The sequence below is a fragment of the Ktedonosporobacter rubrisoli genome (assembly GCF_004208415.1).
Lineage (GTDB): Bacteria > Chloroflexota > Ktedonobacteria > Ktedonobacterales > Ktedonobacteraceae > Ktedonosporobacter > Ktedonosporobacter rubrisoli.
Window position 1 is genome coordinate 2,307,708 of sequence record NZ_CP035758.1, and the last position, 16,984, is coordinate 2,324,691.

14 protein-coding genes are annotated in these 16,984 nt (G+C 51.1%); 7 read left to right on the plus strand and 7 right to left on the minus strand.

Annotated features, from left to right (window positions below; translation table 11 throughout):
* Positions 1 to 75: 75 nt before the first annotated feature.
* Positions 76 to 1,203, minus strand: a complete 1,128-nt coding sequence (locus tag EPA93_RS10595; protein ID WP_129887215.1) for a hypothetical protein — start codon at positions 1,201 to 1,203, stop codon at positions 76 to 78.
* Between the two features lie 271 nt (positions 1,204 to 1,474).
* On the opposite strand from EPA93_RS10595, the gene EPA93_RS10600 reads away from it, so the two are divergent.
* The 3 genes from EPA93_RS10600 (at position 1,475) to EPA93_RS10610 (ending at position 3,694) form a co-directional block, all read left to right on the plus strand.
* Positions 1,475 to 1,927, plus strand: coding sequence for a MaoC family dehydratase (locus EPA93_RS10600; protein ID WP_129887217.1), 453 nt, complete (start codon positions 1,475 to 1,477; stop codon positions 1,925 to 1,927).
* Between the two features lie 128 nt (positions 1,928 to 2,055).
* Complete coding sequence (locus EPA93_RS10605; RefSeq protein WP_129887219.1) at positions 2,056 to 2,643, plus strand: TetR/AcrR family transcriptional regulator; 588 nt, start codon at positions 2,056 to 2,058, stop codon at positions 2,641 to 2,643.
* A gap of 121 nt (positions 2,644 to 2,764) precedes the next feature.
* The gene (locus tag EPA93_RS10610) at positions 2,765 to 3,694 is read left to right on the plus strand and encodes an alpha/beta hydrolase (RefSeq protein WP_129887221.1); all 930 of its coding nucleotides are present in this window, start codon (positions 2,765 to 2,767) and stop codon (positions 3,692 to 3,694) included.
* 123 nt (positions 3,695 to 3,817) lie between these two features.
* Here the strand turns inward: EPA93_RS10610 and EPA93_RS10615 are convergent, their stop codons facing one another.
* The gene (locus EPA93_RS10615) at positions 3,818 to 6,184 is read right to left on the minus strand and encodes an ABC transporter substrate-binding protein (RefSeq protein WP_129887223.1); all 2,367 of its coding nucleotides are present in this window, start codon (positions 6,182 to 6,184) and stop codon (positions 3,818 to 3,820) included.
* A 561-nt stretch (positions 6,185 to 6,745) separates the two neighbouring features.
* On the opposite strand from EPA93_RS10615, the gene EPA93_RS10620 reads away from it, so the two are divergent.
* The gene (locus EPA93_RS10620) at positions 6,746 to 7,288 is read left to right on the plus strand and encodes an MOSC domain-containing protein (RefSeq protein WP_165423015.1); all 543 of its coding nucleotides are present in this window, start codon (positions 6,746 to 6,748) and stop codon (positions 7,286 to 7,288) included.
* Positions 7,289 to 7,442: 154 nt separating this feature from the next.
* On the opposite strand, the gene EPA93_RS10625 is transcribed toward EPA93_RS10620, so the two are convergent.
* Positions 7,443 to 8,243, minus strand: a complete 801-nt coding sequence (locus EPA93_RS10625; protein ID WP_129887227.1) for an SDR family NAD(P)-dependent oxidoreductase — start codon at positions 8,241 to 8,243, stop codon at positions 7,443 to 7,445.
* Positions 8,244 to 8,379: 136 nt separating this feature from the next.
* Positions 8,380 to 9,630 carry a citrate synthase family protein gene (locus tag EPA93_RS10630; RefSeq protein ID WP_129887229.1) on the minus strand — a complete coding sequence of 417 codons (1,251 nt, stop codon included), beginning with the start codon at positions 9,628 to 9,630 and terminating at the stop codon, positions 8,380 to 8,382.
* Positions 9,631 to 10,099: 469 nt separating this feature from the next.
* Here EPA93_RS10630 and EPA93_RS10635 point away from each other — a divergent pair, with 469 nt between their 5' ends.
* From EPA93_RS10635 to EPA93_RS10645, 3 genes are all read left to right on the plus strand, one after another.
* Positions 10,100 to 11,533 carry an MFS transporter gene (locus tag EPA93_RS10635; RefSeq protein ID WP_129887231.1) on the plus strand — a complete coding sequence of 478 codons (1,434 nt, stop codon included), beginning with the start codon at positions 10,100 to 10,102 and terminating at the stop codon, positions 11,531 to 11,533.
* Positions 11,520 to 12,098 (plus strand): isochorismatase family protein, encoded by a 579-nt coding sequence (locus EPA93_RS10640; RefSeq protein ID WP_129887233.1) that lies wholly within the window; start codon positions 11,520 to 11,522, stop codon positions 12,096 to 12,098. Before EPA93_RS10635 ends, EPA93_RS10640 begins: the two co-directional genes overlap by 14 nt.
* 555 nt (positions 12,099 to 12,653) lie before the next feature.
* Positions 12,654 to 14,204: a protein kinase domain-containing protein gene (locus tag EPA93_RS10645; RefSeq protein WP_129887235.1), complete on the plus strand. Its 1,551-nt coding sequence runs from the start codon at positions 12,654 to 12,656 to the stop codon at positions 14,202 to 14,204.
* A gap of 55 nt (positions 14,205 to 14,259) precedes the next feature.
* On the opposite strand, the gene EPA93_RS10650 is transcribed toward EPA93_RS10645, so the two are convergent.
* The 3 genes from EPA93_RS10650 to EPA93_RS10660 all read right to left on the minus strand — a co-directional run bounded on the left by EPA93_RS10650 (position 14,260) and on the right by EPA93_RS10660 (position 16,740).
* Positions 14,260 to 15,396, minus strand: a complete 1,137-nt coding sequence (locus EPA93_RS10650) for a sensor histidine kinase (RefSeq protein WP_129887237.1) — start codon at positions 15,394 to 15,396, stop codon at positions 14,260 to 14,262.
* Positions 15,372 to 16,094 (minus strand): response regulator transcription factor, encoded by a 723-nt coding sequence (locus EPA93_RS10655; RefSeq protein ID WP_207229503.1) that lies wholly within the window; start codon positions 16,092 to 16,094, stop codon positions 15,372 to 15,374. The genes EPA93_RS10650 and EPA93_RS10655 overlap by 25 nt, the downstream gene beginning before the upstream one ends.
* 169 nt (positions 16,095 to 16,263) lie before the next feature.
* Positions 16,264 to 16,740, minus strand: coding sequence for a DinB family protein (locus EPA93_RS10660; protein WP_129887239.1), 477 nt, complete (start codon positions 16,738 to 16,740; stop codon positions 16,264 to 16,266).
* Between the last annotated feature and the right edge of the window lie 244 nt (positions 16,741 to 16,984).

Consider the following 16,984-nt stretch of genomic DNA (forward strand, 5'->3'; position numbering starts at 1 on the left):
ACAAAGGCATGCGCAGATCTCTGGTACCGTTCTACGCTTATCTCCAAACACTAGAGAAGCGAATTATCGATAAGCTTATACAGCGGATGTTCGCGTAGCAACAGCCTGAAGAAATTCTTGATCGTCGCGAACATCCTCAAACTCTGGCTGCTCGCGATATTGAGTCCAGCTTTTCCCACCTGCATAAAGGTGGGTAGCTGCAGATAGCAGGGGAAGTACCTGGTCACGATCTTTGGTCTGTGTCCATAATGAGGCTGCCAACCATAAGTATGTGTGTGCCGTACCGCCAGAAAGCTCAAGAGTGCGGCGAAATAGCGGGATAGCGAGATCATACTGTCTGGCAAAATAAAGTTGCGCCCCTAGATTGTGATAGCGAACCCAGAAGTTCTCTGGCATAGCAGTTTCAGATGTAAAGGTCGCAGAAGTTTTTTCGAGCAGCCCACTTACCAGGCTGCCTAGCCTGCGCACCTCATCTATATGCTGAAGCTGATGATGGGCGCGGATCTCCAGATGAAATGCCTCTGTGAAGGTTTCAAGATAAAATTCCCAGTTGGGATCTTCTTGTGCGAGCTGGCGAATTCTCTCAGTAAGCACGAATGTTTCATCGACCCTCTTAAGTTGCTCGCAGACAATGCCGGCTGTTCGCAGATAACAAAAGCGATCATGGCGATTTTTCGCTGTAGCTTCCGCCCGTTCAAAAAGATCTGAAAAGATCTGTAGCCATTGCTCTCCTTGTTCCTTTTGTATCCAGCACAGCGCCTGGGTGGCATCGTTCATCACCCAGAGCATATCGCGTGCAGGGAAATGTAACTGAGCCCAGTACAGAAGATCTTTTTGGGTCGTGATAGTTTCTATGCATCGCTTGCTCAGCGCCAGATGGTCAACTATGTGCCACCTGGCCCAGGCTTCCTCTTGTGTTGAGAGAGGCTGTTGTAAGTAGCGGGATAGAAAGAGGATCGGGAGCTCTCTTTCTTTAAGATAATGACATAAGCTCACGCCAAGGTGCGCGACCTCTTCATCTAAGGGTAGTTGCGCTAAAAGCTGGTGCAAGATCTCTCTAGCCTGTTCAAGTAGTTTATGCTCCGGCAGCCGCTTTTCTTTGTGGAGTTGATCGCGATACCGCTTCAGTAGATCAGCTAAGACGTGTTCCCTTTTAAGAGCCGGCCATACGAATAACCCCTTCGTGGTGAGATCAAAAGACATTCTAGCCAACCTTTTACTATCGAATTGCACTTGTCATTTTATGGAATATTTCGTGTACTGTCAAATTTTGGGGAAGAAATGAATTTTCAGGACTTTGTAAGGGTACCAAACTTAACTGTAGCGGCGTAGGAATATGGTAAGAAGCCTGTTCGGAAGCGCGCGAAGAGATGCTTGTGCTGGCTATGCCGCCATGCTCCCAAGGCTTAGTTTTTGCAACTGAGCTATTTTTCTGCTATGGTAGAGTCGTAGAATTTAGGAAAGGAAATAGAGCATGTCACAGGATCGAGCCCAGGAGCCACAGCGCAAACCAATTTGTGTGGGAGAACATATTGTGCGCCAAATTTCGTTAACGCGCGAAGAGATTGCCAACTTTGCCACCCTGTGTGGAGATTTGAACCCGTTGCACCACGATGAGAACTATGCTCGGCAAACGCGCTTTGGCGGAATCATTGCTTGTGGTCCCCAGGTGACCTCCCTGATGATGGGCCTGGTTGCCACCTATTTCAGTCAGGGTCAGGCTATGCTCGGCCTTGAGTTCAATTTTCGCTTCCTCAAAGCCGTGAAGGCTGAAGATACTATCACCATCGACTGGGAAATTACTTCCGTCGAGCCAAAGGCAAGTTTGCAGGGGGATATTGTGAGCCTGGCGGGAGTGGCCAGCAATCTACAGGGACAAACCGTTATTGCAGGGAAAGGAAAGGTCCTGGTCATGGAGAAGCTTTGAGCAGTTGAGGGATTTCAATAGCTTTCTTTAGCCCCCATAGTGTCTCTCATTCCTGCAAAACCCTGAACTTTGGAAAACCAGACGCGCCGCCCTTGACAAACTACATCTAGTACTGTATAGTTCTAATCATGAGAAGCATATCCAACCGAGATTACGTGATCAAAGTAGCTTCCGACCTCTTTCTGGTGCAGGGTGTTTCCTGCATAAGCATGGATGAGGTGGCCAGGCGCAGCGGTGTTTCTAAGTCGAATATCTATTATCACTTCAAGAGTAAGGATGAATTAACGCAAGCCGTTTTAGAATACTTCATCTCTGCTCTGCAAAGTCACTTTCAGGAACAGGTTCTGGCCGGAAAGGGAGCATTGCTGCCACGGCTCGAAGGCTATATCAATCAGCTCATTGATGAACTAATTGAACGTGAGTGTGAGGGAGGCTGTCCGCTTATTTCCTTGATGGTAGAGGCGGGAAAGACCGACGAGGATGTCCGTCAGCGCCTGGCCAAGTTTTTTCAGCAGCAAGCCCAGGTTATTGCTGGGCTCTTTGATGAAGGAAAACAGCGGGGAGAAATCCGCTCTGATCTGCCAGCTCACGCGCTTGCTTCTCTGATCACTTCCTGGCTGGAAGGCAGTTTGATGCTGGCGAGTATTCAGAAGAGCGCCTCTTCCTTGCGCGAAGAGCGCGATACCCTGTTCAGATTGCTGGCTGCTTCATCCTGACGATTCGGATGAGATCTTTCTTGGAGGGGGATTCCTCCTCTTTTTTTTGCCTGATGATTAGGACTAAGTAGTCCTAATATTGTGAAAATACACTCTCTTGTTAGCGAAAGGAGTACGTGCTATGCCACTCGATCCGCAAGCCCGAGCCTACTTAGATCAGCTCGCTTTGAGCAATTTCTCACAACTGCATACCTTCCCTCCCGCACAGACGCGCCAGGGGATGAAGAGGCAGATTGCCCAGCTTGGTGTACCTGAACCCATTGCCCATGTTGAAGATCGCCTGATTGATGATGCGACTGCAGCTATTCCAGTCAGAATCTATACCCCTGAAGGCACTGGCCCTTTTCCTATTCTGATCTTCTTTCATGGTGGTGGCTTCGTGCTTGGTGATCTAGATACCCATGATGGCCTTTGTCGCAGCCTGGCCAACGGAGCGCACTGCCTGGTTATCTCTGTGGACTATCCTCTTGCTCCCGAACACAAATTTCCAGCGGCTCCTAACGCTTGTTATGCCGCAGTACGCTGGGTTGCTGAGCATGGCGCAAGCCTCAAAGGCGATGCTGCGCGGATCGTGGTAGGGGGCGATAGCGCTGGTGGCAATCTTGCCGCGGTCGTTACACACATGGCTCGCGCTAAGGGAGGACCGGAGCTCATCTTTCAATTGTTGATTTATCCTGACCTTGATTTTCGCCGGACAAACTTTTCTATTCAGACATATGCTGGCAAGTACGGCAATATTACTAGAGAGAGCCAGCACTGGTTCATGAATCATTATCTGAACAGTGCTGAGGAAAAGCTGAACCCACAAGTTTCTCCTCTGCTGGCTCCCGATCTGGCAGGGCTGCCGCCGGCCCTCATTATTACAGCCGAGTATGACGCGCTCAGGGATGAGGGAGAGCAGTATGGTCAGAAGTTGAAAGAAGCCGGCGTGCCTGTGACGATTACCCGCTATAAGGGAATGATTCACGAATTTATAAGGCATACATTTGCTCAGAGCGCGCAAGCACGAAGCGAGGCTGCTCTGGCTTTGCAGAATGCTTTCAAGCTCTAGACCAATCCTTTATACTACAAGTCTGCTCATGCCTCATCCTCGATGGCGCATGAGTAGGTGGATGACCTGATGAGAACTTGTCTTTATAAAATCCCTTCTCGCTTTGCACCCAGGCTGGCGCCATCAACCACTACAATGCCCTATGAGCAAGCAGCCTTCCATTTGACGTTCTTCCTGAATTTGTTGATGTTGATTAAAATGCAGAACGAGAATAGGTTTGTTGATGGGATTTCCATTGGGTCCAAAGGCGATCTGGCCGCTGGCCCCTTGTAAAGGATGACGGTCGTCAATCTGCTGTAAGGCTTGCTGTACCATTTGTGTAGTTGTAGCCTTAGTATCCATTCCTGCATTATTATAAGCAGTATTATTAGCGGTTAATAGGGTCATTGTAGCATCGTAGGAGAGAGTGGAGTCGCTATCGGCACGCGTAAAGCCATATGGGCTCTCTACTGGCTTGCCTGAAGGATTGAACGCTTGGCTGTACTCCTGGAAAAAAGGAGGTTTATAGTCAGTCAGATTTGCCGCCTCCCATTCATCAGGATAGGCATATGAGAGGAAACGCAATTGCGCCAGATGAGCGCGTGCCCTGAGCGTGTAGCCTCCTAGTTCGTAGAAGCCTTCCCCTCCCACTATTAGTATCTGTGAGCCTAGCCCTGTTGAGGGCAAATCTGACAGTAATATGTTGAGATCGCTCGCGTAGCCACTAAAGTAAATAACGTCAGGATTATGCATTAGAGCATCTTGTAGGAGCGAGGGCAAGTCACCCTGGCCTTGCAAGCCTACCGTATACTGCTCGGTAACCACAATACTGTTTCCATCTCCCGCATTCAGATATGGCCCTCTGAAATCTTCAGCAAAGCTCTTGCTATAGGCATTGTTAGGATCGACAAAGAGGGCCACGCGCTTCGCATGTAGTGTTTGTGTTACATAGCTGGCATTAGCGTTGCCTTGATCAGAATCCGGAGGAATTACGCGAAAGAAATAGGGGAATCTTCCTGTTAGCTTGTCTGTTGAGGCGGTTTGTGAGACCAGTGGGATTTGGGCGCTTCCCAGAGCCTTTACCGCATTGAGGGAGCTTTCGCTAAAGGGCCAGCCCATTACGCCCAGGATCTTCTCTTGAGGCGCAGCCTTTACAATCTGCTCTGCCACATCCCTGGCCATCGACTCGTCGCCAGAGCCAGAGTTTGCGATTAAGAGGCGAACCTGCAGAGCATGATCACTATTGAACTCTTTTTGAGCAACGTATGCTCCTTGTAGATCATCGCGTCCAACATGTGCATTATTGCCGGTGAGGATCGTTGCCACAACAATACTAACGTAGTTTGCTCCGGAATCAAGCACACGCTTATTTTCAAGATAGATGAGAGGCTCCGCATCACTCGGGTCTTCCTGATTGGCCCGCTGCCACAGCACTTCTGCACCATTGCTATCTCCTGCGGCGAATTTTTTGGCCGCCTCAGTTTTATCATCTTTATCTTGTCGTTTAGCAACATCAAAGGCGAATTGGCCACTGCTGATACCAATACTCTCGCCGTCTGGGGCTGTCCAGACACGTATGTCATTGTCGTTTATATGTAGAATTAGCGGAAGGAATATTTTGAAGCATAATACTAATAAAATTAGTAAAATGAATATAATAAGAGAAATGGCTATTACCCCTTTACGGCGGCTTCGGCCTGATGATTGATGCCCTTGCTGCCTTCTACCTGGGAGCTGAGTATTGGGAGTGAGAGGACCAGATTGATTGGTTGCACTTGGCCTAGCAGTAGGAGAGGGCTTAGGGGCTTCTTCTCCGCTTTTCCCATTGCTCACTGCAGAAGTGGCTAGAGCTCTGATTTGGACCGGCTCTAGGGGGAGCGGATTGGGAAGCGATGGGACAATTTTAACATTATTTTCTTCCACGTTGTCAGAAGGAGTGCTAGGAACTGGGGATTGGTCGGGTAAGTTCTTGTTAGGTGGAGGAAAGATAAGGCCTTCTCCGTTTTCTCCAGAGTTTCCAGCAGAGATGCTCCAAGCCACAGGAGGGTCGATAGGTCGGGAATTGAGGCCCTCAACTACTTTTCTTATACCCCTTGCAACGTTTTCTAATGCTGCATTTCTATTGCGGCTTTCTTTGATAGGTCTCCTATCTATTGAAGAGAGTGGTTCAAGGTCGGTGAAAGGAGCGTGGGACCAGTCACAGGAGTCTAAAAGAATAGGGACAACACGTACTTTACCCTCTTTATGGAGCCTACTAATCTGCTCCATTTGCTGAGAACAATAGTTAGACGCAGTGAAGTCAGCACTGATGAGTAGAAGAATAATATTCGCTGTACTCAGATGCTCCTTGATTTGTTGTTTCCGATTATCGCCTGGAGAGATTTCCCCATCATACCAGGTCTTGATTTTACCGTCCCGGCGCAGACTTTCTAGACGTTTATCCAGTTGATCACGCAAATCGCTATCTTCAGGAGCATAGCAGTAGAAGAGTTCCAGGGGATTCTTTGCCATATGACATCTTTTCCTTAACTGTCTATTTTATTATTACTGGAATCATCCTCTTGGTTGGAACAGTACTTTTAGCCTGCTTGTAGATTGACAAAATTCGCTCATTTTCTCCGTTGGCAATACCAGTTGTATGGAAAAATTGTGCTAATAATTTCCCTTGTTTCCTATCCTCCTTGCGCGGAAAAATCATCTTAGCTGGAATTTTAGCGTAGCATAGAGTTTTGCCGTTGTCAATTAGTAGAAAACCTTGAAATAAAGAAAAGATGTAGGAATGCTAGATAAATCTGAAGCTCCATGACTGAATTGATGAGTTAATTGTATCAAACTAGTAGAAATTGAGGTTTCTGCTATTCTGATAAATACAAGAGATGCGGCGTACACGGGTTTTATAGTCTTACTTGCGTTCTCTCAGGAGAGTCTGCAAAGCTGATTGCTAATCTAGCTTGCTGTACTTGAAAATGCGTGCTAGACTTAACCATACCGGCCTCAATGATGCGGCAATGGCGGATCTACCAGAAGGTAGCTCTGGGCAAGCTGTATACAAGTATAAAGAAAGGGATTTTCGTGTCTACGCATTCTAGCCAGGGAATCGTGTTCGCCGTAAGCCGCAAGGTCGAGCCCGGCGTACCCAAATTGGTTGTGGACGCCATTCAACTTGTGACGGATTGGGGGGTAGAAGGCGACTATCACGCCGGTCGCCTGGTGCGTCACCGCTATCTCGCCAGAAAAGATCCCACGCGACCTAATATACGTCAGGTTTTGCTAGTAGATACGGGCATTTATGCCGAGCTGGCACAAAAGGATATTCGGCTTGACCCTGGTATGTTCGCTGAAAATATCACTCTGGAAGGTATTTCTGTGATGGATCTCGCGGTGGGCACTCGCCTCAGACTTGGAGAGGCAGTTGTGGAAATCTCCGAGATTCGCCATCCCTGCCATCAACTCAACGAAATGGATAAGCGCCTCTTAAAAGCCGTGATCGAGAAAGAGCAGGGACAGACGCGCTTCAAGGCTGGCGTGTTTGCCCGTATCCTGCAGGGTGGCTGGCTTCGTCCAGGCGATAGGGCCATCGTTCTCTCCCCATCTGAGCCGGCTATCTTCGCTTAAGCACGAAAGTGAGTGCTAGCTAATTGATGTAATCGGTCAATTAGCTGATTTGAAGATTGTCTGGGTATTGATAATTAACACTACAGCAAATAGCAGCACGCTCCATTTGTAAAGCTCAATCAAATATGGAGCGTGCTTGCTCATGCCGAGAAAGTTAGACGCTAGCCACCGAGCCGCCATCTACACGCAGATTCGTTCCAGTAATAAAGGAAGCTTGTTCAGAAGCCATGAAAACCACGGCCGAGGCCACTTCCTCGGGCAGCCCGGCTCGCTTGAGCTCAATATGCGGGCGATTCTGGCGTAAGAAGGCTTCTTCGGCTTGCGACTGGGTAACCCCCTGGATTCGGGCCTGTTCTGCCATAACCTGGTCTACCAGCGGTGTTTTAATGAAGGCTGGGGAGACCGTATTCACCAGGATACCATCCTGGGCATATGCCTTGGAAAGGCTCTTTGTCAGATTATTTAAGGCAGCCTTGGCTGCATTGTAATGGGGCATGACCGGATCTGGCTGGATGCCAGATTCCGAGGAAATGTTGATGATTCGTCCCCAATGCTGCTTTTTCATATATGGTAGAACCAGGCCAGACAGTTCGATAGCTGAGAAGAGATTCAGGTTGAATACCCTCACCCAGTCTTCTTTTGCCAGCTCTTCAAAAGGGGTAAAGCCTTCAACTCCGCCTGCGTTATTTACCAATATATGAACGGTGCCAAAGCGCTCAACAGCCTGGTTAACCAGGTTGTGGACATCGGCACTGTTAGTTATATCTCCAGCCACGGCCAGGGCCTGGGTACCGTTCTGCTCAAGCTTGCTGGCCAGTCGGCCCAGCTCGTCCTTACTGCGCGCCGTGATAACAACCTTGCACCCTTCAGCGGCAAAGGCCTCAGCGAAGGCTGCTCCCAGCCCCTTGCTGGCTCCAGTAATAATGACTACCTTTCCCTTTAAGCCAAGATCCATTATACGATCCTCTCCTCTTAACTCAGAATAACAGGCAGATCAGAGCACGTCCTACCTGCTCCGACAGTATATATTATTTTGGATCAGGATATCCACATAAAGGCATACTCTGCAATGCCTGGATTTTTTGTTACGCCTATTCGGGCTGGATGCCTGTATAATGTGCGCGCGGACGAATAGCCTGGCCGCTTTGCGCCTGCTCAAGCGAATGACCCATCCAGCCAACCGAGCGTGCCAGCGCAAAGAGGGCAAAGGCCTGCTCAGCCGAGAAGCCCAGCACCTGCGCCAGAGCCGCGTATACAAGATCTGCATTTGGATGGAGATCCAGCAGGGTTCTTGCCTCATCTACGAGAGCCATGATAAAGATAGTTCCCGGAGCATCAGGGAAGTAGCGATGCAGAGCGTTAAGTGAGCTGTAGACGCGTGGGTCACCTTTGGGAAAGAGCGGATGTCCGAAGCCCGGTATGGTCTCCCCTTGCTTGAGTCGCTTTACCAGCGTCTGTCTTGCCTGTTCTAGGTGTGAGCCCTCGCTAAAAAACTGCTGTGTGCGTAGAAAACGACCGCTGCTCTTGAGACCCTCGAAGGTGGCCAGCGCAGCCTGTACACAGCCATACAAAGTGGCCCCGGTCGAAGCTGCACAGCGCGCCGTAAAGGCTGAGATCGCCAGCTCGTTATCGGCATTAAGAATTAAGATTGTGTTGAGCAGCTTCGCTGCTCGGGGCTCTCCAGGAGCCCAGGCGCGCTGTAGCGTTTGGGGGATAGTCTCCTCAAGGGTTGTGCTGGCAGTGAGCGAGGCTGTGAAAAGCCAGAGCAGGCGAGCCGCAGCGGCTATTGCAGCCTCCGGGCGCTGGCTATAGACAGCCAGATCTTTGCTCGCCAGCCAGGGCAGCGCAGCTTGAAACTGTTCTAGCGGTGTCAGCTGCGCAAGATGCTCCTGTCTGCAGAAAACTGCGAATTCTTCTAAGAAAGCCGGCTCTGGTCGCTGAGTGGCAAAGAGCTCTTTTCCCACGCGCTCAGGATCATCCTGCCAACCGGGTACATTCCAGATCAGAGCTGCGACCTGCTCAGTCGTCCAGCTTTCGGCAAGATGTAAAACATCCTGACCGCGATAATAGACATGGCCATTGCCAACCAGCATAAGCTCGGAATCCAGCACCGGGTCGCCCCAGTTCAGCGCTTTGCTGGCAATTTTCTCGGGATTCTGGCGCACCTCCTTGCGCTCCTTCAAACGCTGAATATCTTCGGCCAGATAGGCCCGCACCCGCCGCGAGCCGCCAACAGCTTGTGAACGCACCAGGCCACGGCTCACATAGGCATATAAGGTTGCCAGGCTTACTCCCAGCTCTGCCGCTGCCTCCTGGGCGCTTACATAGCGCTCTCCGCTCATAATAATGCTCACTTTCTGCAAAATCGGAATGTAAACTTGCTATTTATTAAGACCTGTACTTTTCTAACTACTTTGCACTACTTTCGTCAATGCGCTGTCGGCATTCATTTTCGGTAGCGCTTTCTCTGGCACAGAGACGGCAAGCCAGCATAATGCACAGCTTTCTGGCTGCGCTCTAAGGATCGTCTCTCCCTGCCTCGATGGCTACGCCCTTATCATACAACATATTGATCAATAAATCAATATGTTGACAATATATTGACGAAAATATATACTATTCAACACAAGCGGCTCAATGAGCTGCCTGCATGCACACGTTCTCCGGAGAAAGGCGTGCTTGAGAGATCTCGTGAGAATTCCGTGAGCAGATGCCCAATGGTTTTCTCCTAAAAAGTGCTGGCGGCTATCACCCTACATCTTTAGGCGGTGTGGAGTTAGAGAAGCGGCTGGCAAAAAGGAGTGATGATCTATGTCTGTGTGGCAAATCGTGCTCATTCTGCTTGGCGTACTGCTAAACGGACTGAACTCATCGATGATTGCTGTAGCTTTGGTGCCTATCGGAGAATATTATCACGTGAGTACCTGGGCTACGGCCTGGCTGGTCTCTGGCCTTTACCTGGCGACCTCAGTGGCTCAACCGATTATGGGACGGTTGGCAGACTTGCTTGGTGCAAAGCGTATTTTCTGTGCCGGGCTGGTTGTAGTAGCCATCGCTGGTCTGGGAGCCAATGTTGCGCCCCAGATAGGCTGGCTAGTCGCTGCACGTGTCCTGTTAGGGATTGGTACCTCGGCAGCCTATCCAGCCGCGCTGGCTATGGTTCGACGGCACTCGGCTAGCAACTCCAAAGGCGGCATATCAAGTTCGACAATTCTAGGTGCGCTTACCATTGCTGGCCAGGTATGCACCGCGCTGGGGCCCAGCCTGGGAGGCTTCTTGATTTCCCTGCATGGCTGGCAAACCATCTTTCTTGTTAACATACCGCTGGCTGGCTTCTGCTTGATTGGCACTATCTTTAGCTTGCCTGGGGATGATCGCAGCACCATGAGTAGCTCTATCACTATTATGAAGACTCTCGATATTGCGGGAATGGTTCTTTTTAGCGCCATGATTATCATGCTACTGCTAGTCTTGATGAACCTGCAGTTCGGGATCTCTTGGCTGCCTCTGGGCATTGCCTGTGCCTCCGGAGCATTGCTGGTCTGGCGAGAGCTGCATTGCGCATCGCCCTTTATTGATCTGCGCATGCTAGCGGCAAATAAGGGTCAGGCGATGACCTATCTGCGTTACGCGCTCACCTATCTCGTCTTTTACTCCATCTTTTATGGCTTCTCGCAATGGTTGGAGCAGGGACGCGGACTTGATCCTGTGCAGGCGGGCCTTGTAATGCTGCCGATTGCTATGGTAGGAGCGCTCTGTGCAGCCATGGTGACGCGTATGCGGCGTGTCTGGCTCATGCTTATTGCCGGCACCAGCTTGATGCTCATCAGCACTAGCTCAATGCAGCTCTTTTATGCCAGCATACCAGTCCTGGCCTTGGTCGCTATTGCAGCAATCATGGGTATTCCCAATGGCTTTAATAATCTCGGCAATCAGAATGCGCTCTACATGCAGGCTCCGGCTGAGCAAATGGGCGCGGCTGCAGGTCTCTTGCGCACTTCCCAGTATATTGGCGCAATTCTGGCCGCAAGCCTGATTACGCTGAGCTTTACGCCGCGCGCGACTGATACGGGTCTCCATCATCTCAGCCTGGTGCTTATCGTGGTTAGCGTTGTGTTGTTGATCATCACGCTGAGCGATAAAGGCTTGCGCTCTCTCGTGCTGGGCCAAAGCGATAAAAACAAAGAAACTACTGTTAATGCAATTGGATTGGAAAGAGGAGAAAAACAACATGTCACTAACTGAGTTAGAGAAAGATACAGCCCTTGTGCTCATTGATATGCAAAAAGGCATTGCGGCTGGGCCGACCGCTCCGCATACCAGCGAACAAGTTATTGCGAACAGTGCTCACCTGGCCGAGGCTTTTCGTGCGCGTCAGTTGCCTGTGATCCTTGTGCGGGTAACTTTTGCGGCCGATGGGAGCGATCTGTTCGTGCCCAGGGCCGACGTGACGCCCGGCTCAGTACCGAGTGCTGCCGATTGGGATCAGCTTGTGGAAGCTGTAGGCCCGGCCGGGACCGATATTATTGTTGAGAAAAGAAGCTGGAATGCTTTCCACGGAACGGCGCTTGATTTGCACTTGCGCCGCCGCAACATTACTTCTATTGTGCTTGGTGGGATTGCTACAAGTATTGGGGTTGAGTCAACGGCGCGTGCGGCTCATGATCATGGCTATCACCTGATCTTTGCCAGCGATGCTATGACTGATCGCGCGGCCAAGATGCATGATCATAGCGTGCAGTATCTCTTCCCGCGCCTTGGCCGTATAGCGACAACCGAAGAGGTGCTTGCTGCCCTCAAGACGCTCTAGGCATCTACTGTTAACCTGGCTTCATGAGTAAAAGCCAGGTTAATTTCCTCTGCATAGTTGAAGCGATTTGCTGGTTGACATTATAAAGAATTGCACTTGTCAAAACTTGACACAAGCTTAGCCAGGAAATGTACACCTGCTCGTAGCACCTCCTCATGGTATGCCACATAGTCCAGCATGAGTTAGCTCTGCTTCCTCCAAAACGTGCTTATGACTTTTCTCAAGTAAAAAGTTATGAGAGAAATGCTTGCTCTTTGCTTTGCGCCTGGGTATACTTCGAAGGAAGGGATGGGGTTAAGGATGCTATTACAGAAGTAAGCACATATGGAGCAAACCTGGCCCCGGGTCGTGTGTCTTCCGAACTTTTGATGATTCTAGAGACCCTGAATCGTTTACAAATCCCGGCAGCGATACTGACAGATAGGCTCCGATCCATTTTACGATGAGCCTAAAACGCTTTTCTTGTGAACAAAGATACGCTCTACTCAGCATATCTTCTTAGTTCGTTCCTCGTGCAGGTTCGATTGCTCACGTTGGAGCAGAGAGGTAGTGTATATGCCGCTGGAAGGTCAACATTTGGGTCATTATCGCCTGCTGCGTCTGCTGGGCAGTGGCGGGATGGGTGAGGTCTATCTGGCCGAAGATGCCCGGATCGGTCAACATGTCGCCATCAAACTCATCAGAGCCGAAGGCATTGCCAATCCACAGAGCGCCGGTGAGGCTGCTCGCCTCTTCGAGCGGGAGGCCAAAGCCATCGCTCGACTAGATCATCCCAATATCCTGCCTCTGTATGCCTACGGGGAAGAAACGCTTGGTGAGACGCTGCTCAGCTATCTGGTGATGCCTTACCGCAAAGAAGGCACTTTGGCAAGCTGGCTCAGGTCTCGCGGCAAGGCCATTCCGCTCTTGTCCGCTGAGGTCTCCCCCTTACTCCAACAAGCTGCCGCTGCTTTGCAACACGCCCATCAGCAGCACGTGCTTCACCAGGACATCAAGCCCACGAATTTTCTCATCCGCGAGCGTGAAGACTCTCCCGACCGTCCCGACCTGCTGCTTTCCGACTTCGGCATCGCTAAACTGATGAGCGCGACAGCTAGCGCCAGTCAGAGCGTCCGGGGCACGCCAACCTATATGCCTCCCGAGCAGTGGGATGGCTATCCTGTGGCGGCCAGCGATCAGTATGCTCTAGCTATCATGGTCTACGAACTTCTGGTCGGTCGCCCACCCTTTGTAGGCAATCCCGGTCAGGTCATGCGTCAGCACTATCTGACCTCGCCTCCAGCCCCCAGTGAGCTTGCCAGACAGCTATCGTCGGCCATCGATGCAGTACTGCTGCGTGCCCTTGCTAAGCAGCCTGATGAGCGCTTTGCTGATGTTCTGGCCTTTGCGCGGGCCTTTGAGGAGGCGATGCAGAGCGAGGGAGACTTGCAGGCAACGCTGGCCATTAGCCAGGCTGAGGCAGAGAACGGGACTACGCGCATGTTGACTTTGCCAGGAGGGCGACAAGTGAGTGTCGCCGTGCCCGCAGGAGTATCCGATGGTACGACCTTACGCCTGCAAGGGCAAGGGATGCCCTACTACCCCGGAGGGCCGATAGGGACGTTAGCGTTGACGATTGCCATCCACGCAGAAGCCAACGCCGCGCGGTATCCACAGGAGGGCATCGCCCCTATCGTGTCCACGCCCAGGCTCAATACCCGGCCATCTTCCATCGAGAATCCGGGTGTGCTGAAAACTGCTTCCGCTCCGAAAGGAGACCAGGAACCGAAGCCCGCCACATTCGACACGAGCGAATCCACTCCTACTGTTCTGGCAAACGCTGAGACCGCCTTACTCAGAGAGGAAACCACCCCCGTGCGCCACACACCGCAGCCAGTGGAAATGGCTCGACCAGCGATCCCACCAGCGTGGCGATCTGAGGAGGCTGGGAAACCTGTGAAGTCAGCCAAACCTGCCATCTTGCGGCTTCTCGTCCTGGTGGCGCTGGTGGTTCTGGTCATCGCGGCTCTGGTCGGTGGGATCTACTGGCTCACTTCACCTCACAGCAGAGGTTGCGCCTATCCTGCTGGAACACCCCCATCTGCGGTGTCTCAATATTGTCAATAGCTAGGAATACCGTTCTGGGAGAGAGTGTCCCCTCGCTCTGGATTGTCAATCTTGTTCAGGCAGCGATGTATTCGTGATGGAGGGGCAGGCTAAAGGTAGCGATACAACCACCTTCGGGATGATTAGTGACGCTGATTGTGCCGCCCTGCTTCTCTACCAGCAGTTTGCAGATGGCCAGGCCCAGACCTGATGCTTTGTGTTGCCTGGCCTGTTGGCCCTTGCCGTGGTAGAACTTCTCGAAGATATGCGGCAGATCTTCGGCGGCGATCCCCTCGCCAGTATCCCTCAAGCTGAGAGTAAGCTGTTGCGGGCTATAGGTACAGCTTAGAGAGATCTCTCCATCGCTAAGTGTATGGCGTAGCGCATTTTCAAACAGATTATCCAGGATCTGCTCGACGCGATGCCAGTCCAGCAGGACATGCGTCTCGATCTCAGGGAGCCTGAGATGGAACTTGTGGCCGCGCTCGCTGGCCTGAAGTTGGTAGAGATGGGCCTTGCTGACAAGTTCGGTTCTGAGCTGAACCGGTTGGGGTTGAATCAGGAAATTAGCCTGTTCGAGCGAGCTGAGCAAGAGCATATCGTTGAGCAGCTTTGACATACGCTGGCTGCACGATTCCAGAACCGGTAAGTAGCGCTCCAGGCGCTCGACGCGTTTCTCGCCAGCGCGGATCAGACCCTCTATATGTCCCTGGATAATCGTCACCGGCGTGCGTAGGTCATGCGAAAGAGCGGTTAGCATGATGCGCATCTCTTCCTGGCGTCTCCATTCGCGCTCAAGCGACTCCTGGAGTTCCGCGCGCAGAATGTTGAAGGCACGGCACAGCGCGCCAAGCTCGTTTGGCTGATCGTAGCGTATAGAAAAGTTTAAATCGTGCTGGCGGATCTTATCGACGGCCTGCATCAATTCCTGTACCGGCTGATTGACGGCTTTGCCCATGCGCTGAGCGAAAAGCAGCGCGGCCAGGCCCAGAAAAACAAATGGCAGGCCCAGCACCGTTGGTATAATGAACATAGCGGCTATTATGCGTGGGACACCCAGATCAACATGTCCCATCAGGCTGAGCAATAGTCCTTCGGCAATACTGGTGATCAGGAAGGCACCGGCAAGAATGGCGATAAAGTTAAGCATAAAGAGCCGCTTAAAACCTATGAAGCGCTTGTGGTTATTTATGCTCGTGTAAGTGGTTCCCATTTATAACCTACTCCCCAGACCGTACTGATATATTCGGTCGCCGGATCGACCTGTGCCAGCTTTTTACGAATCCTTTTTATATGTTCCATAACTGTTTCGGTGCTACCCAGCGCATCCATATCCCAGATATGGTTATAGATCATCTCGCGCGAAAAGACCTGGTGAGGATGCAAGACGAGTAGCTGGATGATTTCGAACTCTTTACGCGTGAAGGCTACCGGCGTTTGATCATACTGCACTTCATGGGCGCTGAAATTCACTGTTAGCTTGCCATGTGAGAAACTGGTTGCCTCTATGCGCTGCTGCTCGCGTTGCTGGCGACGTAGATGTGCCTCCACACGTGCAATCAGCTCTTTGATGCTGAAGGGTTTGGTAACGTAATCGTCGGCGCCGATGCTAAAGCCCTGAACCTTATCAACGTCGCTCTGACGCGCGCTCAGAAAGACAATCGGGATATCCATCTCTTCGCGCAGCTCTCTACACACGCTAAAGCCATCGCGCCGGGGGAGCATGATATCCAGGATGATCAGATCTGGACGTTGCTGCCGGGCCAGAGTTAGGGCCTGTTTCCCATCAACGGCAGTCAGGACGGCGAAGCCCTCGTCTTCCAGGGCATCCTTGACGAATTGCAAAATCTCGTCTTCATCATCGACAAGTAAAATATGGGCTTTATATTGCTCCACACGCTCTAACGACACGATGTTCCTTACCTCTATTCAGATTGCTCTGTCTGCTACTATACAAACATTTAGGGGCAGAACGCAACGGGGCAAAGCTAAACTTTCTCTAAACTTTTTGTCCTGTGCTTCTCCCCCTATCTGCTATAAGGGTGGGCAGAAAGCGCAATCAGCCCTTCCCATTCCTACGTTATCTGGCCCCCGCCAGGTTGTGCTCAATCTGCTGAATATGTACCAGGTCGTGCTCAACCCAGTATGTTAACAGGGCTTCTACTGTGATCTGGCCAATCTCGGGATGATAGGCTTCGCGCGACCATTCCTCCTCGCGCAGGAAGGTGAGAATATTCTGGCTGGCAGTGCGTTGAATGGCAAAATCCTGCAACAATTCGTTAATACCATCGCGGGCCGTGTTACGCTGGCTGTACCAGCGCTTTTCGTCGTTTGAGACGAGGTGCGGTGAGTCTTCTTTGATCATACGCTCAAGGCGGGTGCGCATCACAAACATTTCGTCGTCTACAAGATGGGCCAGGATCTCGCGAATGCTCCATTCATCGGGAGCACTCCGCGAATCTAAGATTTTGTCCTCAAGTGAGGCTGTGAGACGGGTCAACGTAGTTGGGGTTTGGGCAAAAGTGGCGAGTAATTGGCTTCGTTTATTAGTTGCCATGATTCAGGTTGCTCCTTCATCTATACTATAGTTGTCGGATGGGCGAGGACGAGGCTTGAGCTCAGCCGGCCAATGGCTATTGTTGGCTGGCTTTGACGCCCAGAACTCGCTTCTGCTTCACAACAACTTTAGCATAAAAACGGGAAAAGGGAGGCAAAAACTTTTCGATAGCACTTATCAAAAAAATCGAAGGAAAAGATGTTGTATTAGCAAAGAAGAGAGAAAGTTAAAGAAATAGGGGGAG